Source organism: Candidatus Avelusimicrobium sp. (assembly GCF_056976295.1).
This window is the reverse complement of sequence record NZ_DBMCTG010000007.1, coordinates 17,560-44,417: the sequence shown is the minus strand read 5'-3', so window position 1 is coordinate 44,417 and position 26,858 is coordinate 17,560. Positions and strand designations below refer to the sequence as shown.

Genomic DNA, 26,858 nt, shown 5'->3' with positions numbered 1-26,858 from the left:
GAGAAAAATTTTTTATTTCATTAAAAATGGCAATTTTTTAGCAAAATTTCCGCTACTTTTTCAAAAAACACCTGGTCCTCTTGGCTAAAACGGCCCTTGTGCGGGGAATCAATGTCCAACACGCCTAACATCACTCCATTTTTGATAAGCGGCACCACTATTTCGCTTTGCGAGGCCGAATCGCACGCAATATGCCCCGGAAATTGGTGGACGTCCGGCACTAAAACAGTTTTACGCAGTTGAACGGAAGTTCCGCATACCCCGCGTCCTACGGAAATCCGCACGCAGGCTGGCTTCCCTTGAAATGGCCCCAGTACCAGCACGCCCTCTTTTAGCAAATAAAAACCCGCCCAATTTAATCCCGCCAGTCCGTTATACATAAGGGCTGCCGTGTTAGCCATATTGGCCACAGGGTCCGTTTCGGCGGATAATAAGGCCTCTAACTGAGTGAGTAAAGTGTTTTTATCCATAAAATTATTGTAGCAAAAAAGGGTGTTTATTATTGCGCTTGCGCTGGCAAAAGTCATATACTTTATATATGGGTTTTTCCGGTTCTACCCCCGGACCCACAGGAGAATTATGCCAAGAATTGAAGTGGACGCGAATAGATGTAAAGCCTGTTATCTGTGCGTCAGCGCTTGCCCTAAAAAATGCTTGGGCAAAGCCGAAACCATTAGCAAAAAAGGGTATTTCCCTGCCGTTATGGAACGTCCGCAGGACTGTATCGGCTGTAAGATGTGCTATATGATGTGCCCCGATATTGCCATTACGGTAATTAAAGAATAACGATTTGAGGATTTTATACCTATGACTGAAAAAACATTAAGAAAAGGCAACGAAGCCTTGGCCGAAGGCGCTATCCGCGCAGGCTGCCGCTTTTTTGCCGGTTACCCGATTACCCCTCAAAACGAAGTGCCGGAATTTATGTCTGCCAATATGGCTGATGCCGGCGGTTCGTTTGTCCAGGCCGAAAGTGAAATCGCCGCTATCAATATGGTGTATGGTGCGGCCGCTACCGGAACCCGCAGTATGACGTCATCTTCCTCTCCGGGAGTCAGTTTGAAGCAGGAAGGTATTACTTATTTAGCCAGCGCCGATTTGCCCTGCTTGATTGTAAACGTAATGCGTGGCGGCCCGGGGCTTGGCAGCATTGCCGGTGCGCAAGGAGATTATTTCCAGGCCACGCGCGGCGGCGGTAATGGGGATTATCATATTATCGTTTTGGCCCCGAACTCCGTAGAAGAGTTGGGCAATTTCCCGAAACTCGGCTTTGACTTGGCCGAAAAATACCGTATGCCTTGTATGATTTTAGCCGATGGCATTTTGGGGCAAATGATGGAAAGTATGTCCTTTCATTTTGACCCTGTGGACCCCAACCAATTAGGTAAGTTTGATTGGGCGGTAGATATCAATAAAAACGGAAAAAAGAAGAATAATGTTTTTTCCTACAAAGGCGATAATTTGATTGCCGACGTGGTAGATCGCGCTAAACGCTACGGCTTGATTGAACAGACCGAAACCCGCTGGGAAGAACGCAATACGGAAGATTGTGATGTGCTGTTGGTGGCGTATGGCTTGTCCTCCCGCGCGTGCTTGGAAGCCGTAAACAAAGCCAAAGAGGAAGGCTTAAAAGTTGGCCTCTTCCGCCCGATTACGCTGTGGCCGTTCCCGTCCAAGCGTTTGGCGGAACTGTCTTCCAAAACCAAAGCCATCGTGTGCGTGGAGCAGAGTTTGGGCCAGTTGGTGCAAGATGTAAAACTGGCTGTAAACGGCAAAACACCCGTTTATTTAAATGCCTATCCGGCCGGAGGGCAACCGGACGGTTCTACCATTTTAACTGCCGTGCGCTCCGCGCTTGCAGGCAAAAAGGACGGCTTGTTTGATTTGCAAGAACACGCCGCCGGGTTTACCTACAACTGCCAGCGTGATACCACCCTGGGTATGCAGGGCGACCTGAAAGGAGGCAAATAGATTTATGACCATTTTAGCCAAAAAACCCGCCAGTTTAACCGATGTGCCAATGCACTATTGTCCCGGCTGCGGACACGGCATTGTGCACCGCTTAATGGGCGAAGTGTTTGATGAACTTAACATTGCGGACCGTGTAATCGGCGTGGCCCCGGTGGGCTGTGCCGTGTTTGCGGATTCCTACTTTGCTTGCGATATGGTGCAGGGCGCGCACGGACGCGGCCCGGCGATTGCTACCGGTGTAAAACGCTCCAAACCGCAGGCAATAGTGTTTTCCTACCAGGGCGACGGCGACCTCGCTTCTATCGGTATGGCCGAAATTGTGCACGCCGCCGTGCGTAGCGAAAACATTACGGTTATTTTTATCAATAATGCCATTTACGGTATGACGGGCGGACAAATGGCCCCGACCACATTGGTCGGCCAGGTGGCTACTACCGCCCCCAAAGGCCGCGACCCCAAATTGCAGGGTTGGCCGATTAATATGTGCGAAATGCTCGCGCAGATTACGGGTTCCAAATACTTGGCCCGCGTGGCTGTGGACTGCCCGCAGAACGTAATGAAAGCCAAACAGGCAATCAAAAAAGCGTTTGAAAACCAGGTAAACGGAGTCGGTTTTTCTATGGTGGAAGTGCTTTCCCAATGCCCGACCAATTGGCACGCCAGCGTGCCGCAGGCATTGGAATTTGTGCGTACCAAAATGATGCCGCAATATCCGTTGGGTGTATTCAAAGACGAGGGGGCGAAATAATGTATCAAGGTATTAGAATCGCCGGATTTGGCGGACAAGGTGTTATTTCTGCCGGGATTTTGCTCGCACAGGCGGGTGTGGAAAACAAAAAGAACGCCAGTTGGTTGCCGTCTTACGGGCCGGAAATGCGCGGCGGTACGGCTAACTGTTCCGTAGTTGTGTCGGACGGAGAGGTTTATACGCCGATTGTGTCTGCACCGGATACGGTTATCATTATGAACGAGCCGTCCTTGCCCAAGTTTGAGCCTTTGCTTAAAAAAGGCGGACTAATGATTATTAACAGTTCGCTGATTAATTCCCGCCCTACCCGCACGGATATCAAAGTGGTGTGCGTGCCGTGCAATAAAATTGCCGAGGAGTTGGGGATGGACCGCATTGCCAACTTGGTGGCATTAGGTGCTTTTATTAAATTGACGGGTGCCGTTACGCTGGAAAGCGTGGCACACGCGATGAAAAAGGTTTATAAACGCGCCAAACCGGAAATGCTGGAACTGAATAAAAAAGCGTTGCAAGCCGGTTTTGATGCGGTAAATTAATCCGAAAAGTAAGTGATTTAATGAGAGGGACCAAACATTATGTTTGGTCCCTTTTTTGTACCAACTAAAAAGGGAAGACTTTTTTGTCTTCCCTTTGTGGCATTAGGTGATAAGTATGTACAACTCCGGGCGGCTGTAATGCCAAGGACAGCGGCCCTATCCCCCTGCTTTTCGGTTCCCCTGCTGTTATTGTAAGTATAAATGGATTTTTTGAATTTTCCTATGGTTAAAAAGGGTTAGTTTCCCGCCGTTCGTATGAGGAGGCAATCCAAGTAAATACTATCCCTGGGAGTGCCGCTAAACAGCACAAAAGCACCGCGGCTTTTAAGCCCCACACATCAGAAACTTGTCCGATAAGTACCGGGGATAACGCATCTCCCAAGGCGTGAATAATAAAAATATTAACGGCAAAAGCCATAGAACGTACCGGAGCGCGTGTGGCGGAAACAAGGGCTGCCGCCACAGGGCCGGTGGGCAGAAATAAACAAATAATGGCTAGCCCAAAGCAAATCAGGGCGCAAATAACGGAGCCTGTGTGTATGCCTATCCAGGCAGGGGGCAGTAATCCCGCTAATGCAAGCCCGATTACCCAAAAGTAGGACTTGGGAGAAAAGGGAAGTATTTTATCGGCCCATTTACCGCCTAAATAAGTTCCAGCCGCCCCGCACAAGACGACCAGTATCCCGAAAACGGCGCCCGCACGCGCTACGTCCATTTGCAAATAACGGTGCAAATAAGTGGGCATCCAGGCGGATAGCCCCCCAATGATAAACGTAATCATTGCGTGCGCCAAACAAATAAATAAAAAGGGTTTATTTTTAAGGAGGGCAGCATATTCTTTCAGGTGCGGAATTTCGGCTGGTTTTTGGGATAGCCGTTGTTTGTCCTGTAATTGGGTAAACGCTAAAAAACCTAAAAACAGACCCGGTATGCCTGCCAGCATAAAGGCTATCCTCCACCCCCAATGTTGGCCGATAAGCCCGCCCAGCAAATATCCAAGCGCACTCCCGGCGGGTAACGCCAGCCCGAAACAGGCCAAGGCGGTGGCTCGTTTTGTTTTAGGAAAATGTTCTGCCAAAAACGGCTGTGCAAGCGTGGTGAATCCGGCTTCCCCTACTCCGATAAGCCCTCGCGTAAAAAGCAGGGAGATATAGCCTTTGGCGGCGGAACAGGCCAAGGTAGCCGCGCTCCAAATAAGCGCGCTTGCGCCAATCCATTTTTGGCGCGGGGTTCTGTCGGCAAAGTACCCCACAAACGGAGCATAGAACATATACACCAGCATAAACGCGGAGGCCAAAGCCCCCAAGTGCATATCATTTAAACGGAGTTCGGCTTGCAGGAGGGGGAACACCGAATAAAGCACTTGCCTGTCTATATAATTAAACAGGTTGAGCAAAAAGAGAATCCAAAACAGTTTTTTCGCGTTCATAGTGCTTTAAGTATTTTATAAAATATATACTATTAAAAGCCGGAGCAAATTTATATAATAAACTATCTTTAAAGAAAGGGGAATTGTATGAAGAAAGGTTTTACGTTAATTGAATTGTTGATTGTAATGGTAATTGTAGGCGTGTTGGTAACGGTCAGTCTGCCCAAATACCGCGCATCTATGGAGCGCGGCCGCGCAACGGAAGGGATTAACAATGTCCGTGCAATTAGCGACGCGGTAAATGCCAAATATGTAATGAACGAAAATTCGTATTCCCTTGCGGGTTTGACGGATTCCAACGGAAATGTAACCGGGGTGGATATGACTAAGAGCGTTAATTTTTCAACACCTAAGATGACCCTCTCCTCCGGCACGGTAACTGTTACCACTACGCGTACGGGCAGTTATACGCTTACGGCGACTAACCAAAACGGTGAACTTATAAGCATTGAGTGCACGGGGGATGCGGAAACCTGCCAAAATATAGGTATGGAGAAAAATTCCTCCGGCAAATATGTATTGCCTTTGTAAGTGGCCCTTTTGTAAAAAAACTTGTAAAAAACCCGCCAGCCGGCGGGTTTTTTTGTCTAATTCAAGCGGTTTTGGCGCAAGGCTTCAAAAAGCACAATCGCCGCCGACGAGGAAAGATTGAGCGAACGGACGGGGCCTGTCATAGGTATTGTAAACAGACGGGTTTGGTAGCGTTCGTAAAATTCCTTGGGCAGTCCGCACGATTCAGCGCCAAAGATAAGGAACGCATCGGGGGGGAAAATGGCATCCCAGTAAGATTTTTGACCCTTCGTGGAAAGAAAAAACATTTTTTCCTCTGCTGGTTTTTCGGCTTCCAAAAAAGCATTCCACGTTTCGTAACGGCGGTAATCCAAATTGGGCCAATAGTCCAGGCCCGAGCGGCGGATTTCCTTAGAGGCAATTTTAAAGCCGAGTTTGCCCACTAAATGCAGCCGAGTATTGGTGGCTACGCACGAACGGCCGATGTTGCCCGTGTTAAAGGGAATTTCGGGGTTTACAAGCACGATATTTAGCATATTAATTTGTCATTACCCGCGTAAAGCGGTAAAGCACCTAACAAAAGCAAAAAACGGCCGGACTTTTCCGGCCGTTTTTATAAGAATAACCTTATTCTTCCCAACGAATAAAGAGCGGAGTCAGAACGCTGGGGATATTCGTGTTATAGGGTAATACACGCAAGGCATAGTCCTGGCGACCGCTGTTAAGCGGGGACATAGATACTTCATAAGTGTAAGCGTCTCCGTCTTTGCCGGTGCAGGTCATATCAATAGCATCTTCCTTGACAATGTCGCCCAGGGTTCCGCGTTGGCCCAAGTAAAGTTCTACTTGTATGTCTTCCGGAGCCAGTCCGCCCAAGACCACGCGGGCTTTAAAGTTTACCTTATCACCCATTAAAATAGCACTTTCGGGTTGCGGGGTGATATCGGTTACGCCCACGCGGTACCAGTTGTCCGCAATTTTACTGCGCCAGGCGGCTACGGCTTCGGCTTTGCCGGGCTCATTTAAAATAAGGCTGTAATTGTTGGCGGGCACATAGAAGCGTTCGTAATATTCCTTTACCATACGGTTTGTGTTGAAGAAGGGGGCAATGTGCTTGACCGATTCCTTCATCAGCGAAACCCACGGCAAGGAATAAGCGGAGCCGACTTCTTTGGCATAGTAAGCGGGGGCAATATCCTGCTCAATTAAATTATAGAGCGATTCGGATTCCACCGTGTCGCGTTCTTCGTCGGATTTGTACGTTTCCGGTCCGCCGATAGACCAGCCGAAATCGCACGGCCCCACTTCGTCCCACCAGCCGTCTAAAATAGACAGTGCAAGTGCGCCGTTTAAGGCGGCTTTCATACCGCTCGTGCCGCTGGCTTCCATCGGGCGAATCGGGTTGTTGAGCCATACGTCCACGCCCTGTACCATATAGCGGGCGACGTTCATATTGTAGTCCTCCACAAAAACGATTTTGCCTTTAAAGCGAGGGTCGTTTTGTGTTAGGCCGACAATCAATTTGATAAATTCTTTACCGGCCGTATCCGCCGGGTGCGCTTTCCCCGCAAAAACGAATTGGACGGGGCGCTGCGGATTGTTGATGATTTTATCCAAGCGGTTCAAATCTTTAAACAGCAAGGTCGCGCGTTTGTAGGTGGCAAAGCGGCGGGCGAAACCAATGGTCAGCACATCGGGGCGCAAAACGCTGGAAGCCTTTTTAACGGCCATCACGTCAAAGCCTTGGCGGGTAAGTTGGCGTTTTAGGCGGCCGCGCACCATATCAATCAGTTTGTTTTTGCGTGCGGTATGGACGTCCCACAACTCACCGTCGGGGATATTGGTTATATTTTCCCAGGCTTGCGTGTCGGAAGGATCTACTTCGCCGGTTTGGTTGTTGCCGAATAAATATTTGCGGTACAGTTCGTTGAGTTCGTGCGAAATCCAAGAAGAACTGTGAATACCGTTGGTAATGCTGGTTATCGGTACTTCGCTGATAGGTAGTTCGGGCCAGAGGTTGTGCCACATTTCGCGGCTTACTTTACCGTGCAGTTTGGCTACACCGTTGCAGAAGGCGGCCAAGCGCAGGGCAACTACCGTCATACAATAAGTAGCAGAGTTGGCCTTTTCTTTACCTAAGGCTAAAAATTCTTCCCAAGAAATACCCATTTCTTTGGCATAGAAGTCCATATATTTGCGCACAAGGGCGGGGTCAAAGTGTTCGTTCCCCGCAATAACCGGTGTGTGGGTGGTAAATACGGAGGAAGCCCATACAATTTCGCGCGCTTGGGCAAACGTCAGGTTCTTTTCGCGCATAATGTCAATAATGCGTTGGAAAAGCAGGAACGCGCTGTGCCCCTCGTTAATGTGATAAACGGTCGGTTTAATGCCCATAGCATCTAATGCTTTCACACCGCCGATACCAAGGACCACTTCTTGGCGGATACGGTTTTCGCGGTCGCCGCCGTAGAGTTTTTCGGTAATGGCGCGCTGTGCGGGGGTATTTTCCTGCAAGTTGGTATCTAACAAATAAAGAGAGGTGCGCCCCACAGGTACGCGCCAGATGCAGGCTTTAATGTTTTCGCTTCCCAATTGGATATCTACGGTAATGTCTTTGCCGTCTTTGGTTACGCGTTCTACCGGCATATGAGCCCAGTCGTTATCCGGATATTCTTCGTTCTGCCACCCTTCACGGTTTAGTACCTGCTGTACATAGCCTTGTTTGTAGAACAAACCCACACCGATAATTGGCATACCCAGGTCGCTGGCGGATTTCATATGGTCGCCCGCAAGCATACCGAGCCCGCCGGAGTAAATCGGTAAACCTTCGCCGATACCGTATTCCATAGAAAAATAGGCTGTTAAAAGGTTGCCGTTTTCGTGGCGGTGTTGCTGATACCAGGTGTTTGGATTATTTTTATAGTTGTAGTAAGAAGTTTTGACGGCATTTAAATTATCTAAAAACGCCTGGTCTTTGCTTAATTCTTCAAAGCGTTTCTGCGGTACGCAGCCCAAAAACCATTTCGGGTTGCGTTTGGCGGTAATCCACAGTTTTGCATCTACCTGTACAAAAAGTAAGATGGCGCGCCAATTCCAGGTAAACCACATATCATTGGCCAACTCTTCCAAAAACTTGATGTTTTCGGGCAAGTTGGGCTGTACGTTAAAAGAATGGATTTTCATTACGTTCTCCCCTTGTTATTTCAATATACAGAAATTATATAAAATTAAGGTACAAAAAGGCCGCCTTTCCAAACGGATTGGCGGCCCTGTTAAAACAAGTGATGTTTACAGCACTACATTTAAGATGATAAAGCAGGCAATCATCAAGGCTGCGCCCAAACCTACGGCGTGTTTGGCCCACTCTTTGCTCTTAATGCCCAACTTGGAAGCGCAGATAATGTTGGGAATATTGCCCGGGATGAGCATCCCGCCCGAGATAATCAAACTCATCAGCAAAAACGTAAGCGTGCGGGTGCTGATATCCGGTGTGACCTCAATAGCGGCCAAGGTGGCATTATCCAGTACGGCGGAAAGCGCATTAATCCAATAAAGCCAACTGGCAGATAGGTGTGAAATGGTCTGCATTGCAAGCGGTTTTAAACCGTCGCCCAAAAACACTAACGCCATTACGAACAAATATACTTTGGCCGCGCGGACCACAATGCTTTTAATGGTGTGGCCGTCGCCCTCATTGTTTTCGGCGGCTTTGGGCCCGGGAGCCTTTTGGATGACGTCAGCGCGGATAGAACTGGCCATACCGGCCATTAATACCACCCCGCCAAAAACATACCAGCCCAAGTGTTCCAGCAGGAACCAAAAATCGGCAAAATGCGGCGCGCCTTTTAATTTGGAAAGCACTACCGTTCCCAACGGCTCGCCAATGGAGGTAAGCACTGCACCCATACCGATAGCAAAGCACGAAAATACCACCAGGCGCGTGCGGCCCTTGCGTTCCAAGGGGAGCATTACGGTAACTTCCGCCAAGATAAGTGCCGCGATAATAGCGGTAATAATGCTGGACGTAAGCCCAAGTAAAAAGACGATTAAAAACAACGTCCAGCGCAGACCGATGGTTTTAACAGCCTTGTGTGTCAGTTTTTGCAAATGCACGTTGAATTTGCGGAAAAGTAAACCCGCAATTAAAACGGCTAATGTGATTTTGATTGGATCTTCCAGCGCAGTCAAAACCAGATGTCCGCTCCACATTTTGGAAACGGAAACCGCAATAATTCCGCACAGGAACAAAAATGCTTCCAAGTTTTCTTCCACTTTGTGTACGGTAAGCGGTAAAAAGAGAACGATTGCGATTAATAGCGACAGTAACGTCGTCTGCCATGCGGCTAATTCCATAACAGCCCCCTGTAAAGGTAAGATAAAATTATTATATAAAAAAAGCGGAATATTCGGGGAGTGCTTACGCACCGGGAAAAAATATGATAAAATTAATTTAAAGGTCCCGTTCGTCTAGCGGTCCAGGACGCCGCCCTCTCAAGGCGGAGATCACGAGTTCGAATCTCGTACGGGACGTTTTCTCCTTTTAAACCCCGCATCCGGCGGGGTTTTTTATGCCGTCCCTAGGCCTAGCCTAAAATGCTAAAATATAACTAATCGTCCGTTTTATTATATTCAAGGAGTCTTTTACTATGGAAATCGGTATCGTCGGTCTGCCTAACGTAGGCAAATCTACCCTTTTTAATGCGCTGACCTGCGCCGGAGCGGAAGCGAGCAACTATCCGTTCTGCACCATTGAGCCAAACGTGGGCATTGTGCCTATACCGGATAAACGGTTGGATAAGTTGTTTGAAATGTTTAATCCTCCTAAAAAAACCGCCGCTTTTATTAAATTTGTGGATATTGCCGGTATCGTAAAGGGCGCGAGCCAAGGCGAAGGGCTAGGCAATAAATTTTTAGCCAACATCCGCGAAGTGGACGCCATTATACACGTGGTGCGTTTGTTTGAAGATGAAAACGTAACCCACGTGATGAACTCGGTGGATCCGTTGCGCGACATTGAGGTAATTAATACGGAATTAATGCTTGCCGATTTGGAAACGGCCACCAAGGTATGCGACCGTCTGGGATCCAATGCCAAAAGCGGCAAAAAAGATGCCGTAGCCGCCTGGGAACGGATGAAGGAGATTAAAGCCGCTCTGGAAAACGGCAAACCCGTCAGTTCCCTGCATTTGGAGCCGGAAGAACTGAAAGACTATCAATTTTTAACCGCCAAACCTGTATTGTATGTGGGCAACAATTCGGAAAAGCGCAATGTGGAAAATGCCGAAAAGGTAGCCAAATACGCCAAAGAAAACGGAGCGGGCTTTTTGGAGTTGTCTGTTAAATTTGAGGCGGATATCGCTGAATTTAGCGAGGAGGAAAAACACGCCTTTTTGGCCGAAACGGGCAACGATTATACAGGCTTGGAAAAAGTGGTTCGCGAGGGGATGAAACTCTTGAACCTTTGCACCTATTTTACCGCCGGGAGCGAAGTGGAAGTGCGCAGTTGGCTAATTCCCGTAGGGTGTACGGCTCCGCAAGCGGCGGGAAAAATCCACAGCGATTTTGAAAAAGGCTTTATCCGCGCCGATGTTTACACTTTTGACGATTTAGCCAAGTTTGGCAGTGAAAAAGCCCTGCGCGAACACGGTTTAATCCGCTCCGAAGGGAAAGACTATATTGTAAAGGACGGCGATGTCTGCCTGTTTAAAATCAATGCCTAATATTTCGTGCAAACATTTCGGTAAATGTGGCGGATGCGCCCTTTTGAACTTGTCCTACGGGGAGCAAGTAGCCAAAAAACAGGCCAAACTGCAAGAAACCTTAAAAGAATTTTGGCAAGGGGAAATCCCGGTAACCGTAACGGACGAACCGGTTAATTTCCGCAACAAGGTGGAACTCGGTTTCTGCCACCAGGTTAAATGGCGCGACGATTACGATAAAAAGGACCCCGCCAATAAAACCCGCCCGCTGGAATTTGAAAGCGCGCTCGGTTTTAAATTAAAGGGCCGTTGGGACAGGGCGGTGGATATAGAGGAGTGTTATTTGTTTAACGACAAACTAATTCCTCTTTTGAACGCTATCCGCGCGTGGGCAAAAGCCGAAAATTTGGAATATTACGACCAACGCAAACATACGGGAATTTTGCGTCACTTAATGGTTCGCGAGGGGAAAAACACCGGGGAAGAAATAGTGGTGTTGTTTGTAACGGACGATTTCAACGAAAAAACTTTTGTGCAAACGGTGGAGTCCATTTTGCCCAATGCCAATATTATGGCCGCCGTCAATAACGGGCTGGCCGATACCGCCGCGCCCGAATCCCTGCGCGTATTAAAAGGAAAAGATTTTATTTTAGAGCGCATTTTTTTAACCAACGAGAACGGGCAAAAAGAGCGCGAAATAGTATTTAAACTTTCGCCCCAATCGTTCTTTCAAACCAATACCAAAACCGCGCAAAAGATGTATTCCCGCGTGCGTGGGGTGGTTAAAAAACTCGCGCCGAAACGCATTTACGATTTGTACGGCGGGGCGGGCAGTTTTTCGCTGTCTTGCGCTGATTTGTGCGAAAAAAGTATTTGCGTGGAAAGCGTAGCCCCTGCCGTATATAACGGGATTGAAAATGCCAAAATTAACGGGGTTTCCAATGTGCAATTCTTCTGCTCCAAGGTGGAAGATTTTGTCAAGGAACAGCCGCTTGAACGCAAAGAGGCTCTTATTATTTTGGACCCGCCCCGGGGCGGGATGCATCCCAAGGCTGCCAAGGCGGTGGCAGAATCGGGCGTGGAAAATGTACTCTACATTTCCTGTAATCCGGTTACGCTGGCAAGCGATTTGAAAATTCTTACCCAGCATTACGAAATTTTGCACGTCGAAGCCTTTGACTTTTTCCCGCACAGCGAGCATATTGAAACCTTCGTGCAAATGAAATTGAAATAATTTAGAAGGACCTGTATGACTTTGGAAGAATCATTAAAATCTTTAAACCCACAACAGTTGGAGGCCGTCAATTATGATGCCGGACCTTGCCTGATTGTGGCCGGTGCCGGGACGGGTAAGACCAAAACCCTAACCACCAAAATTGCGAAATTAATTGCGGACGGCTATCACCCGGCCCGTATTTTGGCGGTAACATTTACCAATAAGGCCGCGCAGGAAATGCGCGAGCGTGTGGATTCGTTGGTGCCTGGGGCGGGAAAAAAGGTTTGGATTCACACCTTCCACTCGTTTGGCGTGCGTATTTTGCGTCAGAACGCACAAGCACTCGGCCTGTCGCGCGATTTTGCCATTTACGACGATTCCGACCAAAAGAAAGTAGTCAGCCTGATTTTGGAGCAAATGGGTATCAAAGACCCTAAAAAGGAAATCAGCCAAATTGTCGGTTTGATTTCCCGCGCCAAAGACGATATGGTTTCGCCTGAAACAATGATGCAAAGCGCAACAGCCAGCGGGCTGGATTTTAAAATCCGCGCCGCCGAAGTCTATCGCCGCTACGAACAGAAACTTAAAGAAGCGGGCGCGTTAGATTTTGGCGATTTGCTTGTAAAGACAGTTGTTCTATTGCGCGACCACGAGGATATCCGCTCCTATTACCAAGAATTTTTTGAATATATTTTAGTGGACGAGTATCAGGATACAAACCATACCCAGTACCTAATTACCAAAATGCTGGCTGCCAAACGCCGTAAATTGTGCGTGGTGGGGGATCCCGACCAAAGCATTTATTCTTGGCGCGGAGCCAATATCCGCAACATCTTGGAATTTGAAAAAGATTTCCAAGATGTAAAAACTATTACCTTGGAGCAAAACTATCGCTCTACCAAAGTTATTTTGGAAGCCTCCAACCGTTTGATTACCAAAAATAAAAAACGCAAGGAAAAAAATCTTTTTACCGATAAATCACAAGGCGACCCAATTGAGGTGCGCGAACTTTTAACAGAGGGTGATGAAGCCCGTTGGGTCAGCCAAAATATTAAAGCCTTGGTGGACGAAGGCGCCAGTTTGAAGGAGGTGGCTGTTTTTTACCGCACCAATGCACAGAGCCGCAGTTTTGAAGACTCCTTCCGCCGTTATCAAATTCCGTACCGCTTGGTGGGGACGGTCCGCTTCTACGACCGTAAGGAAATTAAAGACATTATGTGCTATGCGCGCATTTTGATTAATCCCGCCGATAACGTAAGTCTTTTGCGCATTATCAATACGCCTGCCCGCGGGCTCGGCAAGGTAGCGCAGGACCGTTTTATGGCATACGCGGAAGAAAATCACCTTTCGTTGTATGATGCCTTAAAAAACGCGGCCTATGTGCCGGGCGTTAGTGCGATGGCTTTAAAAGCCGCGTTGCGTCTGGTCCAACTGTTTGAAAATTGGCGCGGGGATATGCTTTTGACGGACCCGGCGGATATCTTTCACAAAATTTTAGTGGAATCCGGCTATATGGATGCCGTAAAAGCCGAAATGGAAAAGGACCCCGAAGCCGAATCCCGCTTGCAAAACTTGGACGCGCTTATCAACGCCGTAAAAGAATACGAGGAGCGCTGCCACAAGGGCGAAAAAGAGCCGTCTGTATCGGACTTTTTGCAGGAAATTTCCCTCTTATCCGGCGAAGATGATTCCAACGCGGGTGAAGGCGGCGCCGTAACCCTGATGACCGTTCACTTGGCAAAGGGGCTGGAATTTAACAATGTGTTTGTAACCGGCTTGGAAGAAAACCTGTTTCCCATTTGCAAGGATAATGAGGACGAATTGGAAGAAGAACGCCGCTTGTGTTATGTGGCAATGACGCGTGCGCGCGAAAAACTCTTTTTAACGTATGCCCAATCGCGCCGCAAATTTGGACAACGGCAGGATAATTTGCCTTCGCGTTTTTTGTTTGAAAGCGGACTTTTAGATGAGAGTGAAGTGCGCGAAAGCACACAACCCCGCTATACGGATTATCACTCTAAATACGGTTTGTACGGCGCGGGTGCGGGCGGTTCCTATTCCGGCGGCAATTACGGCGGAGGATATTCCCGCGGGCGCAATAATTTTGGCGGCAATAACCGCTACCAAAATTTTGAAGGCTATGCCAGCAAGAGCCGTTTCCAAAAACGCTATGACGAGGACGGCTACGAAATAGAAGATAACGATTTGGATTACGAGTCATCTTCTTATAATTCTACACCCGGTTTGGGTTCGCTCTATTCCCGCCCGATGCCTGCTCCGGCCGCCGCGCCGCGGCAGTTTCCTAAGGGGCGTGCATATCCGTTTCCGACGGCCAGCCAACAGCCAGTTGCTAAACCGGCAGAACCGGCTCCTAAAAATGCGGACGGTGTGGCTGTGGGCGGACTTGTCAAACACGGGGTATTCGGGCAAGGCAAAATTGTCCAAGTGGCAGGCTCCGGCGAGAGCGCCAAAATTACTGTCCTTTTCGGCAATGGGGTACGGCGTACCTTTATGCTGAAATTTGCCCCGCTTGAATTATTGTAAAAGCGTAGTTTTAATAGAAAAAAGCCGCAAGGGTGTATTTCCCTTGCGGCTTTTTCGTTGTTTATGTTAAAAGGGTTGTTTTATTTTTTTTTTTTGTTAAAATTTTGAAAATTAAGGCCGGATATACCCGGATGTATCCGGTATATAAAAACGCGTATAAAAGGCCTTTTTGCCTAAATATAAAGACCTTAAAAAGGAGAAAAATGAAAGGAGTTACTTCTATGGTGTCATTCCCGAACTCAGCGGGCCGCCAATTTCTCGGGGATGACGGTTTAACAACAAGTGGCCGCACGGCAAGAGCCTTTGTCAAACGGTTGGTTGTTATGTTTCTGATTACTTTATTTGCGGCGGTAAATGCTCCGGCGGAAATCATTTCCGCGGTGTCGTATAATCCGTCGCGTATGGGAGATTATGTTTATTTAAAGGTAGCCGATAAGGCTAATTTAAAAGGCGGTATTGAAGCCAACACGATGACGGTCCGCTCCGGCGGTACTGTGAGTGCCAGTTCACCTAATTTAAATTATAATGTTCCCGCTGTGGTGGGGGAGTCCGGCTCTGCGCTTGATATGCCCAATACGGCTATCCACGGAGAGGCGGCCAATACTTATGATAACTATCAGGCAGTCAATACGGGTACGCCTAATGCACTTTTAAATAAAGTGTATGTAAACGGCGGAACGACAACGGTTAAAAACGATTCGTATATATCCACGTTGGACGCAGTAAACCGCTTAAAACAAAAGGCGGCCACTCTGCGCGCTAATAAATTATCTGTCAGCGGGTCCGAAAATGCAAGCCTTTATGATGATGCCACAACGGACGGGTTTACATTATCCGGGAACGATATTCCGCAGCCGACGAGTTCGCACGTGAACACGGGTGCGAGTTTAAGCAACTGCACGTTAAAATGGGAAGAGCGTACGACGAGCGACAATAAAAAAGTGAAATTATTGGCACTTGCAAATTGCGGAAGCGGCAGACCGACGATTCCAACTATTCCGACGGATGATTGTTCTGGTCTTATTTACAAATCCACTCATAAGGCCGAGTGTTGTCCTTGGGTCCCTAAGACGGCGGCAGACGGGATATGTTATAAATGGGATTGGGTTTTTGTAATAAGCGGAGATCAGGATGTTGATTGCAGTAATAGAAATTATGGCACTTCTTGCGGTACTTGTTCTGGTACGCATCAGTACTGTGACCTAGAATCTTGTATTAACGGCGGCACAACACTTCATAGAGATTCTTATAGTTGTGAATTGGTTAGAAATGGCTGGTAAAATTTTCCACACACCAAAACTGCCCCGGAGTGCTTCCAAAAGTATCCGGGGCGTTTTTTTATAAATACTTTTTAATGAAACTCCCCAGGCTTTTTAAACCCGGGGAATAGTTATTTTTGCAAAAATTTGATTAATTTTTGCGGATTAACAAGTTTGGATGTAAACGCTTGGCCCTGAAAAGTGCATTGGCGCGTGTCGTTTGTGGCGGCAACGGCTTGTAAAAATTCTGCTTTGGTAAGCCCCGGCCTTACTTGTACGCCTAGCGCATACAAACCCGCCACATAGGGCACCGCCCACGAGAGTCCGCCATTAGCATAATGTACATAATCTCCGTTACCATTGGGCGCGGCAACTACGCGGAAATCGGTCGGGGCGAATACGTCTTGGAAAGCCGCATAAGATGGCAATTTTTCTTTTTTCAACCAATATGCCGGGCGGCAATAGTCGGCTTTGTCCGGATTATCCCGTGAGTGTGTGCGGCTTAATGTAAAAACATCCTGAGTGGTAAACACGGCTATCCCGTCATCCTCTAATGCTTTTTTTGCAACGGCAAACTCTTTTGCATCTAAATCGTCTGGGGTGAAACCGCGCGAAATAGACACCACTCGGATTTTCTGTTCCGCAGGTAATTGCTTATTTACTTGGGCAATCCGGCGCAACGCACGGGCATTGGGTGCGGCGTCGTAGCGGTCTTCTGAACTCCGGCCGAATTCAGGTGCGAAATAAAACAAATTAGCCTGTGGGGCCACCCCAACGGTTTTCCCCACCAAAATAGAGGCTACTGCTGAGCCGTGCATACTGCTGTCCGCTGGTTTCCACCAAATGTTTTCCTCGTACCAAACTAAATTCTTCGCGTATTCTTGGTGCGTGGTCAACAGGTTTTGGTCCAAAATCGCCACAGAAACCCCTTTTCCCGTAATGCCTTGTTTATGCAATTTATGTAAATGTAAGCCGGGGTTTTTGCCATTTTTTAAAATCTTTTTAGCATTAAATCCCTTGGGCAGTTTGTTTTTGGACGGCAAAACGGTTTTACTGTCAAAGGTCAGTACATCAGCCAGTTCATCCTTGGTATATCCGCTGAAATCCCAGGCGGATATATCACACGAGCGGACATCCAGTTCTGCAGGAGGAACAACTTTTTCAGGTTGTCCTTTTGCCAGTATTTCGGGGCAAAAGCAAGAAAAGTTCGCCGGGGCCGGGGAGTTTTCAATATAAGGGAGTGTAACAGCCGACCAACCGGGTAAAGCCAAGCACAACATCCAGCATAGTATTATTTTATTTTTCATATTTGAAAGTCTCCTGTCTGTTAGCGTGTATAGTAAATTAAGCCGAGGCCAAAATGGCCGTCAGCAAAGCGAGCAAGGTCCCGCCGAAAAATAACACCAGTACAAGCGGTACGACGGCAATCCCTACCGTCAGCCACCCAAAGAGCCCCGCCCACCAAGCCACGCGCCGGGCTTCATCCGGCAGGTTCGTGCGGGCCAAATCCTGCGCGCGCAAGGATAAAATCATCCCGGCAATCGCCAGCGGAATCGTAAAAAATCCCGTAAAGCACGAGATGATGACCGCAATGACCGAAAGCGTAAAATGGCTGTTAATGCAGTTTGTGCCATTTAAATTGCATTTGCAGTCGTCCGCGTTGCGTTTATCCGGCGTGCAGACGGGTTTGTTTTCCTGCGTTTGGTTTTCCATAAATTTCCCCCTTGCCGCCAAGCGGGCATAATGCCTAGCCAAACGGCTAAATTATTATATAAAATATATTTTTAAAGGGAGCCCTATTTTATGGAAATAACTAAAAAAGATGTAGCCTTGGCCGCCAAACTTGCCAAAATGCAGGTAAGCGAACAAGAAGCCGCTATTTATCAAGAACAATTAGAAGCCCTGTTTAAATGGGTAAAGGAGCTTTCCGCCGTGAATACGGACTCGGTCAAATTGACCAACGTAAACCACTCGGCGCATATCCGCCGTGACGAACCCGTCAGCGACTTGGACCGCGCCGCTGCTTTGCGCCAAGAATTTGGCGCGTTGGAAGATGACTGCGCGAAAGTAAAGAAGGTGCTTTAATATGATGACCGCTTTGGAAATTGTAAACGCTATTGAAACAGGCGTGAAGACCGCCGAAGAAATTACCCGGGAATCTTTGGCAAAAATTGCCGAATTAAACCCCCAAATTAACGCTTTGGTAGAAGTATTTGAAACAGATGCCCTGGCCCAAGCCAAAGCCGTGGATGCCAAAAAAGCCCGCGGTGAAAAACTGGGGCCGCTGGCCGGTGTGCCGGTGGCAATTAAGGATAATATCCTTTACAAAGGGCACAAGGCTACCTGCTGTTCCAAAATGTTGGAAAATTATGTGGCCGCCTACACCTCTACGGTGGTGGAAAAATTAGTGGCCGCCGATGCCGTGATTATCGGACGTGCCAATATGGACGAATTTGCAATGGGCAGCAGCAACCAAACTTCCGTTTACGGGCCGGTTAAAAATCCGGTTAATTTGGAGTGCGTGCCGGGCGGTTCCTCCGGCGGAAGTGCGGCGGCTGTGGCGGCGGGGATGGTTCCCGTGGCTTTGGGCACCGATACGGGCGGCTCCGTACGCCAACCGGCAGGTTTTTGCGGGGTGGTGGGTATTAAGCCCGGTTATGGCCGTATTTCGCGCTATGGCGTTATCGCTTTTGCTTCCAGCGCCGACCAAGTGGGTGTACTGGCCCAAACGGTGGCTGATTCTGCGCGCGTGTTGGAAGTGTTGGCCGGTAAAGATGTGCACGATTCAACTTCCTTGGACGCAGAAGTTCCTGCTTATGAAAAACTTTTTACGGACGGTTTAAAAGGCCTAAAAGTAGGGCTTCCCAAGGGCTTTTTGGACGGTTTAAACGCGGATATTAAAGAAAAGGTGGACGCGGCTGCCAAGCGCTTGCAGAAGTTGGGTGCGGAACTGGTGGAAGTGGAAGTTCCTCACGCCAAATATGCAGCTCCGTGTTACTATATTATCACCAGTGCGGAAGCCAGTTCTAACCTGGGCCGCTTTGACGGTATCCGTTACGGGTATGCCGATAAACAAGCCCAAGATTTAAACGCCTATTACGAAGGCTCCCGCAAGCCTTTTGGATTGGAAGTAAAAAAGCGCATTATTATCGGTACGTACGCACTGACCTCCGGCCGTTACGAGGAGTGTTTTGTAAAGGCGATGAAGGTGCGCGAACTCATCCGCGACGATTTTAAAAAAGCGTTTGAAAAGGTGGATATTTTGCTGACGCCCACCTCGCCCACGACGGCCTTTAAACTGGGCGCGCACGACGAGGACCCGTTGGCCTTGTATCTGGCGGACCTTTATACCTGCCAGGGCAATATCGGTGGGCTTGCCGGTATCAGTGTGCCGTTTGGCAAGGATAAAAACGGTTTGCCTGTCGGCGTGCAGTTTTACGGGCCGATTTTGCAGGAAGAAAAAATTTTAAACGCGGCATATAATTTAGAGAAGGGCGTATGATTGTTTCCGAATTTTCGTGCGGCGGTGTGATATTGGACGGGCGCAAGGTTTTACTCGTCCAAGTCAAAAATATGAAAGGCAAAAAGATTTGGACGTTTCCCAAAGGACACATTGAACAAGGGGAAACGCCACGTCAGGCCGCGCTGCGCGAAGTATTGGAAGAAACAGGCTATAAAGCCGTTATTGTCCGGCCGATGATTCGGGTGAAGTATGCATTTACTTTTCAGGGAAATTACGTCAAAAAGATGGTCCAATGGTATTTGATGAAGAAACTGGGGCGCATTGGCAAGCACGATGCGTCCGAAATTATTTCAATCCGTTGGGTGTCTCTTTTAAAGGCGCGTGAATTGGTGCAATACCCGAGCGATATCCGCCTGGTGGATATGCTATTGGCCAGTTTGCATATTGAACCCTCCGAGGAGCCGGAAACCGAGGAATAGGGGCTGTTTTAGTTAGTAATGGGCGGGACGCAACCTGTGTTTGGGTTTTGCGTTCCGCTTTTTTGTGTCTAAAAAACCCCGCTCGTTTGAGCGGGGTTTTCACATTATCTAATCAAAGATTAGTGTACGCCGTGCATCCACTTTTTGATTTTGCCCGTCATAATCCACATGACTACGCCAAACAGCATAGACATAACGGCCGGAACGGAGAACAGCGTGGTCAGGCTCCAAGATTCATAGTAACTGGCCAACCAGCCGGCGAGCAAGTTACCAAAGAAACTGGCCGTCAACCATACGCCCATAAACAGGGACATAAATTTAAGCGGCGCGAGTTTGGTAACCATAGAAAGCCCTACCGGGGACAAGCACAGTTCACCCATCGTGCAGAACAGATAGACCAAAATCAGCCAAATTGCGCTGACCGGGCCGTTGGCTTGGTACAAGGCAGCACCTATTGCAACCGCGGCAAAACCAATACCTTGCAAGAACAAGCCCCAACCGAATTTGCTCGGGATAGAGGGGTCTTTCGTTCCCATTTTAAGCCACAGTTTGGCAAACAACGGGGCGAAGAGCACCACAAAAATAGGGTTCACTGCCTGGAAGTAAGACGCTTTAAGCGTAATTTGCCCAATAATCGGTAAAACCGGGGTCAAATTAGTGGCTTCTTTGGCAAAGAAGTTCAAAGACGTTCCGGCTTGTTCAAAGAACGCAAAGAAGAAAATAGCGAAGAATACGAAAGTGAAAATCGCTTTGATTTTATCCCATTCTTCTTCCGTCAGCGGCTTTTTGGCGGCTTCGGCTTTGGCTTTTTCTTCAGGGTCTTCGTCCTGGTCGTTTTTAGTTACGGGGTGTAAGCCAATGTGGCCCAAGTATTTGTTTTGGGAAACCAAATACCATACGAGGCCGATTAACATACCCGTACCGGCGGCCATAAAACCGTATTTCCATTTATAGGCTTCCAATACGTTCATCGGGTCGGTAGGTTCGCCTAAGAAACCGCAGATAAACGGCGCAAAAAACGCACCTACGTTAATGCCCATATAGAAAATGGTAAAACCGCCGTCTCTTCTGGGGTCGTTGGGTTCATAAAGTTCGCCCACGATGGTGGAGATGTTGGGTTTAAAGAAACCGTTTCCGATAATAATCAGCGTTAAACCCGTACCCAATGCGAGAATCGGGTTAATGAGTTCATAAGACGCCAGCGTGAATTGACCCATAGCCATTAAAATAGCACCAATGGTAATAGAGTGGCGTTTGCCGATATAACGATCCGCCAGGTATCCGCCCAAGACGGGGGTTAAATACACCAGGGCCGTGAACATACCGTAAATTTTGCTGGAAGTTGCTTTGGTAAATCCAATTACGGTACTAATCATAAAGAGCGACAGAAGAGCTCTCATTCCATAATAGTTAAAACGTTCCCACATTTCAACCATAAACAGCATATACAGCGCTTTCGGTTGACCGTGTTTGGTAACGTTATGCTTTACTTCGTTGTCTGTCATTTATTTCTCCTTGTTTAATTAAAAGGGTACTCTATATTGTACAAAAATATAGGCACACCAGAGAGGGAAAAATTAAAAGGCCGGCAGGCCGCCGTTCAGCATTAGCTGCGTGGCGTCTTGTATCAACAGAAATGCGTGATAAAATGCCACCACTAAATATGCGCCCAAAAGTATGAGAAGCAGGGTGTATATCCATTTGGCGGGAGTGGAAATGATTTTGGACAGCCATACCATTGGCAAGGCAAACGGCCCCAATACGAGGGCTAGCAAAATAATTCCGGAGTGGGAGTAAAAAAATCCGCGGCCCGGCTTTAAACTGCGTCCGCAAAAGCGGCAGTAATTGTCTGTTTCGTCCGCTTTGTTATGGCAATGCGGGCAAGTTTTTATTTCGGTCACAGTTCTACTCCTTTGCTGCGCAGGTAGCGTTTGATATGGCTGCGTGCCCCGGCGGTTTTGGCAAATTCCAACCAATCGCGTTTGGGCGCACCGTTTTTGCGCGTGATAATTTCGCACACGTCGCCTGTTTTAAACGCATAGTCCATACGCACCATACGGTTGTTTACCTTGGCTCCTACATAATGGTCCCCAATATCGGTATGAATCGCGTAAGCAAAATCAATGGGGGTGGACCCTTCCGGCAGGGATTTTACGTCCGCACGCGGTGTAAACACGAAGATTTGCTGTAAATTTACGTCAGTTTTAAAACCTTCCAAAAATTCACGCGGTGCGGTTAAGTCCTGCTGCCACTCAATCCAACGGCGAATCCAGTTAATTTTTTCATCAAAGTTTTTGTCGGGTTTTACATTGCCCATTTTATAGCGCCAATGCGCCGCGATACCGTATTCGCAGGTGCGGTGCATTTCCTCGGTGCGGATTTGCAGTTCAATAATATCGCCGGTGGGGGATAAAACCGTGGTGTGAATACTTTGGTACATATTGGCTTTTGGCGTAGCAATATAATCGGTAAATGTACCCGCAATCGGTTTAAATACGCTGTGTACGAGTCCCAGGGCACGGTAGCAATCCTGCAACGTTTTTGTAATAATGCGCACACCAAGGGAATCTTGTATTTCCGCAAAGGTACAATGGTGTTTTTGCATTTTACGGTAAATGGAATAATAGTTTTTAGCGCGGGCCAAAATGCGGAAGTCCAAATTGTCGGCTTTTAGGGCGGGTTCTAATTGCTTTTTAAAGGCTTCCAGTGCGGCCTGACGGTCGGCCGTGCGGGCCTCCACTTGGGCCTTGATGTCTGCATATTCCAGCGGGTGGAGGTATTTAAAGGACAAGTCCTCTAAATCTGTTTTAATGGTAAACATACCCAACCGCTGGGCTAACGGTGCATAGAGTGAAATGGTTTCGTACGCCTTAAACTGTTGGCGGTCCGGCGGCATAAAATCAAGTGTACGCATATTGTGGGTGCGGTCCGCGAGTTTGATTAAAATAACGCGCACATCTTCGGCCACGGCGATAAGCATTTTGCGCCAATTTTCTACGGTTTCCTCGTCGGTGGAGGAAAATTTTAAATCGCTGATTTTCGTTACCCCTTGTACCATATGGGCAATTTCCGGATTAAATTCCCGGCGCAGGTCGTCCAAGGTTACGGAAGTATCTTCTACCGTATCGTGAAGTAAACCGGCGCAAATGGTGTCCGCATCCAGGTTAAAATCCATTAGAATATTGGCAACGTGGCAACAATGCGTAAAATACGGCTCGCCGCTTTCACGCTTTTGCTTTTCGTGTGCTTTTTCGGCAAAGTGATAGGCCTTTTCAATCAAAGAGGTGTCCTGATTGGGGTTGTATTCTTTAAACTTGCGGAGCAAGGCCGGTAAATCGGGAGCGTTTTGCATAGGTTTACTCGTGTTTTAAATCATTTAAAATTTCCGCTGCGGCCCGCTTGGCTACACCCGGTTCACCCAAAGAAGCGCGCAATTTTAATAAATCTTCACGCATAGCGGTCAGTTTGTCCGGATTTTGGAACATAGCCATTGTTTCGGCGGCGAGGGCCTTTGCGTTGGCGTCCTGTTGGATAAGTTCCTTTACCAGTGCGCGGCGCGCAAGCAGGTTGACAAGAGAAATGTACGGCACTTTAATCACGCGTTTGGCAATTTCGTACGTCGGCCAAAAGAGTTTGTACGCTACCACCATCGGAACACCTAAAAGCGCGTTTTCCAAGGTGGCAGTGCCGGAACAGGCAAGTAAAAAGTCCATTTCCGCGCGTTTGGCGTAATGGTTGTCTTTTACGAAGTGAAAATTCTCGTGCGGTTTTTCGCCGATTAAATCCAAAAATACTTTTTCGTCCGCATCCGGTAATAAGAACATATACGCCTGTGTGTTTGGAAATTCCTTTAATACTTGCTTAAAGGTTTGGTAAAAAACAGGTGTTAAACGCTTGATTTCACCCATACGGCTGCCCGGAAGCATACCCAGTTTCCAAGCATAGTTTTTGTGATCGGCTACATTAAAATTCTTATCCTGCGGGGCCGGTAAATAGTCCAGGAGCGGATTTCCTAAAAAGACGGCATTTCCGCCGAACTGTTTGTGAAATTCCGGCTCAAAGGGATAAATGACGAACATTTTTTTTGTCAGCCCGGCCAGTTGTTTGGCGCGGTACTGGCGGCTGGCCCACACCTGCGGCGTTACATAATAGTAAGCCGGGATATTGCGGTGCTTTGCCATACCTAATACTTGGTGGTTAAATCCGTAAAAGTCCACCACAATAAGAGCCACCGGGTTTTGCGTTTCCATATAATCGCGGATTTGGTTTAACAGTTTAATCCAAAGCGGCATTTTTTTAAGCGGCTCAATAAACCCGCTTGCCCCTTGGCTGGCTAAATCATACATAAAAGTATCGCTGGCGGCGGCTAACTGTTTACCGCCGATAGCCGTAACGCGTACGTCGGGGTCAGCCGCCTTTAAGGCGCGCACCAAGGAAGCGGCGTGGATATCACCGGACACGTCCCCCGCCACGATGAGAATATTTTTAGAAATGGGGGTAATGGTGGACATTATTTTTCGTCTCCTTTAAATTGCCCCAAAGTTTCGTCCAATACGGCTTGTGCGGCGCGGGCAACCGTGCTGATAGCCTGCAACGGTTTGGGGGTGTGCAGGTGTCCCGTTTTGGGAATATCAAAACGGTTCATTTTTTCGCAAATTTGCAACGCCAGTTCCAGGGCTTTGGTTCCCTTCTCGCCGCTGGGGGCAGGTGTGCGGGCCGTTTTGATGCAGTCAATAAAGTGCAAAATTTCTGCGGTAATAGGCAGTTGCTTTTCTACCTTGGGATAATTGACCGTCAAATCGTTCATATTATTAATGACGGGTTTGTCCTTGCTGTATGTTTTCACGCGGGCGTTCATAAAGTCCACGGATACATATCCGTCCGGTTGGAAAAGATGCATAAAACGGGCGCGTTCAAAACTGGCGCGGCTGGCAGTTACGTCGGCTACGGCTCCGTTGGCAAAATGCAGGCGGACGTTGGCGATATCCTCGTGCGGAGAAAACACGCTGAGTCCTACGGCATCCACGTGAACAACCTCGCTGGGAACAATAGTATAGAGCAAATCAATATCGTGAATCATCAGGTCCAATACTACGCTGATGTTAGCCATACGTCCGTCGTACGGCCCTTGGCGGGTAATGGTAATAAAGCGCGGGTCTTTGATATATTTTACGGCTTCCACCACCGCCGGGTTAAAGCGTTCTACGTGCCCCACCTGTAAGACGAGGTTGTGGCGTTTGGCGGCTTGGATTAAATCACGCGCTTCTTCCATCGTTACCGCAATCGGTTTTTCCACCAGCGTATGCACGCCGTGTTCCAAAAAGTACATACCGATTTGGTGGTGCAACTGCGTGGGAGCCGCTACAATTACCGCATCTACTTGTCCGACGAGTTCTTCCGGCTTGGTATATGGGGTGCAGTTGTGCGCCCACGCGAGTTTTTGCGCGCGCATTACGTCCGGGTCGCACACGCCCACCAGCGTAACCCCTTTCATTTTGGCAAGGGTGCGGGTGTGGAAAGTTCCGATTTTGCCGGCGCCGATAACGCCGAATTTGATAGGTTTGTCTTGGACCATAAATCTTTTCTCCGTTATTATCTATTATACCTAATGTATCCTTGTATTGGGCAAAATCATTTGCGCGCGCAAAAAAGTTGACAGGCTTTTTAATCTTGGTATAATGTGAATATGAGATATATGGAAAGAACACTTGTTCTAATTAAACCGGATGCTATTGAAAAACGCATCAGCGGTCTTATTTTGGACCGCCTTGACCACCTCGGTCTGCAAATGACCGGGGCCAAAGTAGTTTCGCTTACGGAAGAATTGGCCCGCGCGCACTACAAGAATTTGGAAGGCAAACCCTTCTTGGAAGAAGTAATCCAGTATATGATGGGTGAATTTAACAATGTGCCGAACCATAAAATTTACGCTTTCGTTTTCCAAGGTGAAAATGCGATCGCCAAAGTTCGCCAGGAAATCGGCAGTACAAACCCCGAAAAAGCCGCTCCGTGGACGATTCGCGGCAGTTTCGGCCGCTTTATCGGTGATGTAATGCAAAACTGCGTACACGCCTCCGGCTCTCCGGAAGATGCGGAAAAAGAAATTGCGCTTTGGTTTAAACCCGAAGAGGTGTTGGACCGCTAAATGTTTGTCCGTTTATTAAAAACTGTCGCGCCGGCTGTCATGTTGGCGTGTGTTTTCACTCCGCTTTTAGGGGCGGAGACGGAAGAAAAAACGGTTTCTTTGTCCACGCAGGACGGTTGGGTGCTTGCCGCCGTGTACCGTCCTGCTTCTTCGCAGGATAAAACCGTTGTTTTGTTGCACGATTTAAATAAAAAGAAAGAAGATTTTTCCTCTTTTAAAACCGACCTGGCGCGTGAGGGGTTCGGTTATTTGGCATTGGATTTGCGCGGGCACGGGCAAAGTACGGGCGAAGGGGAGGCCAAGACCTTTTCAAGAGAAGGGGTGGATAACCAGTTTAATAAAATGACCCGCGACGTGGACGCTGCGATGAGGTTCTTGCAAAAAAAGGGCATTACCCCGACGGAAACCGTACTGTTGGGCACCGGCTTGGGAGCCAATGTCGCGTCCAAGAGCGCAAGTTTTTGGCCGGATATTTCCGCCTTGGCTCTTATCAGTCCGACTACCAATAACCGTGATGTTCTTTCCATCCCGGCTATGCGGTTATATAAAGGTGATGTGCTGATTGCCGCCGGCGCGGCCGACAAAAAAATGTTTTTGGAAGCCAGCGTGCTGCGCAATGTGTCTTTTTTAAGTGCGGGAGAAGGCAAAGTAACCTTTTTAACCGCGTACGATTTAACGTCTCACCAAATGTTGGATAAATATTTGCGCCCGGCGCTTATCCAGTGGCTCAAAACACCGCATAAGCCCGAGGTGCTGCCGGACCCAAAACTTACGCCGGACCCGATTCCGTCGGACGGCGCGTTAGTGGCCCCTTCCCGGAGCGAGGAGGCTCTGGTGCCGTCTGTGCTTTGATTAGGAG

26 protein-coding genes and 1 tRNA gene are annotated in these 26,858 nt (G+C 48.2%); 15 read left to right on the top strand and 12 right to left on the bottom strand.

Features of this window, described 5'->3' with window-relative positions:
• Nucleotides 1-20: 20 nt before the first annotated feature.
• The gene (locus tag ACZOTW_RS04250) at nt 21-470 is read right to left on the bottom strand and encodes a GAF domain-containing protein (protein WP_483997575.1); all 450 of its coding nucleotides are present in this window, start codon (nt 468-470) and stop codon (nt 21-23) included.
• Nucleotides 471-579: 109 nt separating this feature from the next.
• On the opposite strand from ACZOTW_RS04250, the gene ACZOTW_RS04245 reads away from it, so the two are divergent.
• Genes ACZOTW_RS04245 through ACZOTW_RS04230 form a run of 4 tightly spaced genes read left to right on the top strand, consistent with a single transcriptional unit; the run spans nt 580 to nt 3,255 of the window.
• Nucleotides 580-786 carry a 4Fe-4S dicluster domain-containing protein gene (locus tag ACZOTW_RS04245; protein ID WP_177746131.1) on the top strand — a complete coding sequence of 69 codons (207 nt, stop codon included), beginning with the start codon at nt 580-582 and terminating at the stop codon, nt 784-786.
• A gap of 21 nt (nt 787-807) precedes the next feature.
• Nucleotides 808-1,971 carry a 3-methyl-2-oxobutanoate dehydrogenase subunit VorB gene (gene vorB, locus ACZOTW_RS04240; protein ID WP_483997574.1) on the top strand — a complete coding sequence of 388 codons (1,164 nt, stop codon included), beginning with the start codon at nt 808-810 and terminating at the stop codon, nt 1,969-1,971.
• A 4-nt stretch (nt 1,972-1,975) separates the two neighbouring features.
• Nucleotides 1,976-2,719: a thiamine pyrophosphate-dependent enzyme gene (locus ACZOTW_RS04235; protein WP_428042082.1), complete on the top strand. Its 744-nt coding sequence runs from the start codon at nt 1,976-1,978 to the stop codon at nt 2,717-2,719.
• Nucleotides 2,719-3,255, top strand: a complete 537-nt coding sequence (locus ACZOTW_RS04230; protein ID WP_428039931.1) for a 2-oxoacid:ferredoxin oxidoreductase subunit gamma family protein — start codon at nt 2,719-2,721, stop codon at nt 3,253-3,255. The genes ACZOTW_RS04235 and ACZOTW_RS04230 overlap by 1 nt, the downstream gene beginning before the upstream one ends.
• A gap of 226 nt (nt 3,256-3,481) precedes the next feature.
• Here the strand turns inward: ACZOTW_RS04230 and ACZOTW_RS04225 are convergent, their stop codons facing one another.
• On the bottom strand, nt 3,482-4,684 hold the full coding sequence (locus ACZOTW_RS04225; protein WP_483997573.1) for a spinster family MFS transporter: 1,203 nt from the start codon (nt 4,682-4,684) through the stop codon (nt 3,482-3,484).
• 87 nt (nt 4,685-4,771) lie between these two features.
• On the opposite strand from ACZOTW_RS04225, the gene ACZOTW_RS04220 reads away from it, so the two are divergent.
• Complete coding sequence (locus ACZOTW_RS04220) at nt 4,772-5,215, top strand: type IV pilin protein (protein WP_428046900.1); 444 nt, start codon at nt 4,772-4,774, stop codon at nt 5,213-5,215.
• 56 nt (nt 5,216-5,271) lie between these two features.
• Here the strand turns inward: ACZOTW_RS04220 and ACZOTW_RS04215 are convergent, their stop codons facing one another.
• From ACZOTW_RS04215 to ACZOTW_RS04205, 3 genes are all read right to left on the bottom strand, one after another.
• Nucleotides 5,272-5,730 (bottom strand): tRNA (cytidine(34)-2'-O)-methyltransferase, encoded by a 459-nt coding sequence (locus ACZOTW_RS04215; RefSeq protein WP_483997572.1) that lies wholly within the window; start codon nt 5,728-5,730, stop codon nt 5,272-5,274.
• Nucleotides 5,731-5,821: 91 nt separating this feature from the next.
• Nucleotides 5,822-8,377, bottom strand: a complete 2,556-nt coding sequence (gene glgP, locus ACZOTW_RS04210; protein ID WP_428037866.1) for an alpha-glucan family phosphorylase — start codon at nt 8,375-8,377, stop codon at nt 5,822-5,824.
• A gap of 105 nt (nt 8,378-8,482) precedes the next feature.
• Nucleotides 8,483-9,547 carry a DUF1646 family protein gene (locus ACZOTW_RS04205; protein ID WP_483997571.1) on the bottom strand — a complete coding sequence of 355 codons (1,065 nt, stop codon included), beginning with the start codon at nt 9,545-9,547 and terminating at the stop codon, nt 8,483-8,485.
• A gap of 103 nt (nt 9,548-9,650) precedes the next feature.
• Here ACZOTW_RS04205 and ACZOTW_RS04200 point away from each other — a divergent pair.
• The 5 genes from ACZOTW_RS04200 (at nt 9,651) to ACZOTW_RS04180 (ending at nt 15,933) form a co-directional block, all read left to right on the top strand.
• A tRNA-Glu gene (locus ACZOTW_RS04200) sits at nt 9,651-9,724 on the top strand.
• 116 nt (nt 9,725-9,840) lie between these two features.
• Nucleotides 9,841-10,914 (top strand): redox-regulated ATPase YchF, encoded by a 1,074-nt coding sequence (gene ychF, locus ACZOTW_RS04195; RefSeq protein ID WP_177746151.1) that lies wholly within the window; start codon nt 9,841-9,843, stop codon nt 10,912-10,914.
• Complete coding sequence (rlmD, locus tag ACZOTW_RS04190) at nt 10,886-12,127, top strand: 23S rRNA (uracil(1939)-C(5))-methyltransferase RlmD (RefSeq protein WP_483997570.1); 1,242 nt, start codon at nt 10,886-10,888, stop codon at nt 12,125-12,127. Before ychF ends, rlmD begins: the two co-directional genes overlap by 29 nt.
• A gap of 15 nt (nt 12,128-12,142) precedes the next feature.
• A complete protein-coding gene (locus ACZOTW_RS04185; protein ID WP_483997569.1) occupies nt 12,143-14,653 on the top strand; it encodes an ATP-dependent helicase in 2,511 nt (836 codons plus the stop codon).
• A 203-nt stretch (nt 14,654-14,856) separates the two neighbouring features.
• Nucleotides 14,857-15,933, top strand: a complete 1,077-nt coding sequence (locus tag ACZOTW_RS04180) for a hypothetical protein (protein ID WP_483997568.1) — start codon at nt 14,857-14,859, stop codon at nt 15,931-15,933.
• Nucleotides 15,934-16,043: 110 nt separating this feature from the next.
• On the opposite strand, the gene ACZOTW_RS04175 is transcribed toward ACZOTW_RS04180, so the two are convergent.
• A complete protein-coding gene (locus tag ACZOTW_RS04175) occupies nt 16,044-17,219 on the bottom strand; it encodes a S8 family serine peptidase (protein ID WP_483997567.1) in 1,176 nt (391 codons plus the stop codon).
• A 37-nt stretch (nt 17,220-17,256) separates the two neighbouring features.
• Nucleotides 17,257-17,625 carry a hypothetical protein gene (locus ACZOTW_RS04170; RefSeq protein ID WP_428049048.1) on the bottom strand — a complete coding sequence of 123 codons (369 nt, stop codon included), beginning with the start codon at nt 17,623-17,625 and terminating at the stop codon, nt 17,257-17,259.
• Nucleotides 17,626-17,715: 90 nt separating this feature from the next.
• On the opposite strand from ACZOTW_RS04170, the gene gatC reads away from it, so the two are divergent.
• Genes gatC through ACZOTW_RS04155 form a run of 3 tightly spaced genes read left to right on the top strand, consistent with a single transcriptional unit; the run spans nt 17,716 to nt 19,854 of the window.
• Complete coding sequence (gatC, locus tag ACZOTW_RS04165; RefSeq protein ID WP_177748437.1) at nt 17,716-17,997, top strand: Asp-tRNA(Asn)/Glu-tRNA(Gln) amidotransferase subunit GatC; 282 nt, start codon at nt 17,716-17,718, stop codon at nt 17,995-17,997.
• Between the two features lie 4 nt (nt 17,998-18,001).
• The gene (gatA, locus tag ACZOTW_RS04160) at nt 18,002-19,414 is read left to right on the top strand and encodes an Asp-tRNA(Asn)/Glu-tRNA(Gln) amidotransferase subunit GatA (RefSeq protein ID WP_483997594.1); all 1,413 of its coding nucleotides are present in this window, start codon (nt 18,002-18,004) and stop codon (nt 19,412-19,414) included.
• Nucleotides 19,411-19,854, top strand: coding sequence for an NUDIX hydrolase (locus ACZOTW_RS04155; RefSeq protein ID WP_177748439.1), 444 nt, complete (start codon nt 19,411-19,413; stop codon nt 19,852-19,854). Before gatA ends, ACZOTW_RS04155 begins: the two co-directional genes overlap by 4 nt.
• A 119-nt stretch (nt 19,855-19,973) precedes the next feature.
• Here the strand turns inward: ACZOTW_RS04155 and ACZOTW_RS04150 are convergent, their stop codons facing one another.
• The 5 genes from ACZOTW_RS04150 to ACZOTW_RS04130 form a co-directional block, all read right to left on the bottom strand.
• The gene (locus ACZOTW_RS04150; RefSeq protein ID WP_428038117.1) at nt 19,974-21,359 is read right to left on the bottom strand and encodes a peptide MFS transporter; all 1,386 of its coding nucleotides are present in this window, start codon (nt 21,357-21,359) and stop codon (nt 19,974-19,976) included.
• Nucleotides 21,360-21,431: 72 nt separating this feature from the next.
• Nucleotides 21,432-21,755: a zinc-ribbon domain-containing protein gene (locus tag ACZOTW_RS04145; protein WP_428077052.1), complete on the bottom strand. Its 324-nt coding sequence runs from the start codon at nt 21,753-21,755 to the stop codon at nt 21,432-21,434.
• Entirely contained in the window at nt 21,752-23,206 is a 1,455-nt protein-coding gene (locus ACZOTW_RS04140) for a RelA/SpoT family protein (protein ID WP_428040550.1), read from the bottom strand. The genes ACZOTW_RS04145 and ACZOTW_RS04140 overlap by 4 nt, the downstream gene beginning before the upstream one ends.
• Before the next feature lie 4 nt (nt 23,207-23,210).
• Complete coding sequence (gene lpxB, locus ACZOTW_RS04135; protein ID WP_483997566.1) at nt 23,211-24,365, bottom strand: lipid-A-disaccharide synthase; 1,155 nt, start codon at nt 24,363-24,365, stop codon at nt 23,211-23,213.
• The gene (locus tag ACZOTW_RS04130) at nt 24,365-25,429 is read right to left on the bottom strand and encodes a Gfo/Idh/MocA family oxidoreductase (protein ID WP_177748449.1); all 1,065 of its coding nucleotides are present in this window, start codon (nt 25,427-25,429) and stop codon (nt 24,365-24,367) included. The genes lpxB and ACZOTW_RS04130 overlap by 1 nt, the downstream gene beginning before the upstream one ends.
• Before the next feature lie 111 nt (nt 25,430-25,540).
• Between ACZOTW_RS04130 and ACZOTW_RS04125 the strand changes: the two genes are divergently transcribed.
• A complete protein-coding gene (locus ACZOTW_RS04125) occupies nt 25,541-25,999 on the top strand; it encodes a nucleoside-diphosphate kinase (RefSeq protein ID WP_087289197.1) in 459 nt (152 codons plus the stop codon).
• Complete coding sequence (locus ACZOTW_RS04120) at nt 26,000-26,851, top strand: alpha/beta hydrolase (protein WP_483997565.1); 852 nt, start codon at nt 26,000-26,002, stop codon at nt 26,849-26,851.
• The last annotated feature ends 7 nt before the right edge of the window (nt 26,852-26,858 follow it).

Bases quoted from the DNA above. Each gene is read 5' to 3' on its own strand.
- ACZOTW_RS04205 (WP_483997571.1), bottom strand. From the start codon at position 9,547: ATGGAATTAGCCGCATGGCAGACGACGTTACTGTCGCTATTAATCGCA.
- ACZOTW_RS04250 (WP_483997575.1), bottom strand. From the start codon at position 470: ATGGATAAAAACACTTTACTCACTCAGTTAGAGGCCTTATTATCCGCC.
- ACZOTW_RS04245 (WP_177746131.1), top strand. From the start codon at position 580: ATGCCAAGAATTGAAGTGGACGCGAATAGATGTAAAGCCTGTTATCTG.
- ACZOTW_RS04220 (WP_428046900.1), top strand. From the start codon at position 4,772: ATGAAGAAAGGTTTTACGTTAATTGAATTGTTGATTGTAATGGTAATT.
- ACZOTW_RS04175 (WP_483997567.1), bottom strand. From the start codon at position 17,219: ATGAAAAATAAAATAATACTATGCTGGATGTTGTGCTTGGCTTTACCC.
- ACZOTW_RS04235 (WP_428042082.1), top strand. From the start codon at position 1,976: ATGACCATTTTAGCCAAAAAACCCGCCAGTTTAACCGATGTGCCAATG.
- gatC (WP_177748437.1), top strand. From the start codon at position 17,716: ATGGAAATAACTAAAAAAGATGTAGCCTTGGCCGCCAAACTTGCCAAA.
- ychF (WP_177746151.1), top strand. From the start codon at position 9,841: ATGGAAATCGGTATCGTCGGTCTGCCTAACGTAGGCAAATCTACCCTT.
- ACZOTW_RS04130 (WP_177748449.1), bottom strand. From the start codon at position 25,429: ATGGTCCAAGACAAACCTATCAAATTCGGCGTTATCGGCGCCGGCAAA.
- lpxB (WP_483997566.1), bottom strand. From the start codon at position 24,365: ATGTCCACCATTACCCCCATTTCTAAAAATATTCTCATCGTGGCGGGG.
- ACZOTW_RS04180 (WP_483997568.1), top strand. From the start codon at position 14,857: ATGAAAGGAGTTACTTCTATGGTGTCATTCCCGAACTCAGCGGGCCGC.
- glgP (WP_428037866.1), bottom strand. From the start codon at position 8,377: ATGAAAATCCATTCTTTTAACGTACAGCCCAACTTGCCCGAAAACATC.
- ACZOTW_RS04225 (WP_483997573.1), bottom strand. From the start codon at position 4,684: ATGAACGCGAAAAAACTGTTTTGGATTCTCTTTTTGCTCAACCTGTTT.
- vorB (WP_483997574.1), top strand. From the start codon at position 808: ATGACTGAAAAAACATTAAGAAAAGGCAACGAAGCCTTGGCCGAAGGC.
- rlmD (WP_483997570.1), top strand. From the start codon at position 10,886: ATGTCTGCCTGTTTAAAATCAATGCCTAATATTTCGTGCAAACATTTC.
- gatA (WP_483997594.1), top strand. From the start codon at position 18,002: ATGACCGCTTTGGAAATTGTAAACGCTATTGAAACAGGCGTGAAGACC.
- ACZOTW_RS04155 (WP_177748439.1), top strand. From the start codon at position 19,411: ATGATTGTTTCCGAATTTTCGTGCGGCGGTGTGATATTGGACGGGCGC.
- ACZOTW_RS04185 (WP_483997569.1), top strand. From the start codon at position 12,143: ATGACTTTGGAAGAATCATTAAAATCTTTAAACCCACAACAGTTGGAG.
- ACZOTW_RS04125 (WP_087289197.1), top strand. From the start codon at position 25,541: ATGAGATATATGGAAAGAACACTTGTTCTAATTAAACCGGATGCTATT.
- ACZOTW_RS04230 (WP_428039931.1), top strand. From the start codon at position 2,719: ATGTATCAAGGTATTAGAATCGCCGGATTTGGCGGACAAGGTGTTATT.
- ACZOTW_RS04170 (WP_428049048.1), bottom strand. From the start codon at position 17,625: ATGGAAAACCAAACGCAGGAAAACAAACCCGTCTGCACGCCGGATAAA.
- ACZOTW_RS04120 (WP_483997565.1), top strand. From the start codon at position 26,000: ATGTTTGTCCGTTTATTAAAAACTGTCGCGCCGGCTGTCATGTTGGCG.
- ACZOTW_RS04150 (WP_428038117.1), bottom strand. From the start codon at position 21,359: ATGACAGACAACGAAGTAAAGCATAACGTTACCAAACACGGTCAACCG.
- ACZOTW_RS04140 (WP_428040550.1), bottom strand. From the start codon at position 23,206: ATGCAAAACGCTCCCGATTTACCGGCCTTGCTCCGCAAGTTTAAAGAA.
- ACZOTW_RS04215 (WP_483997572.1), bottom strand. From the start codon at position 5,730: ATGCTAAATATCGTGCTTGTAAACCCCGAAATTCCCTTTAACACGGGC.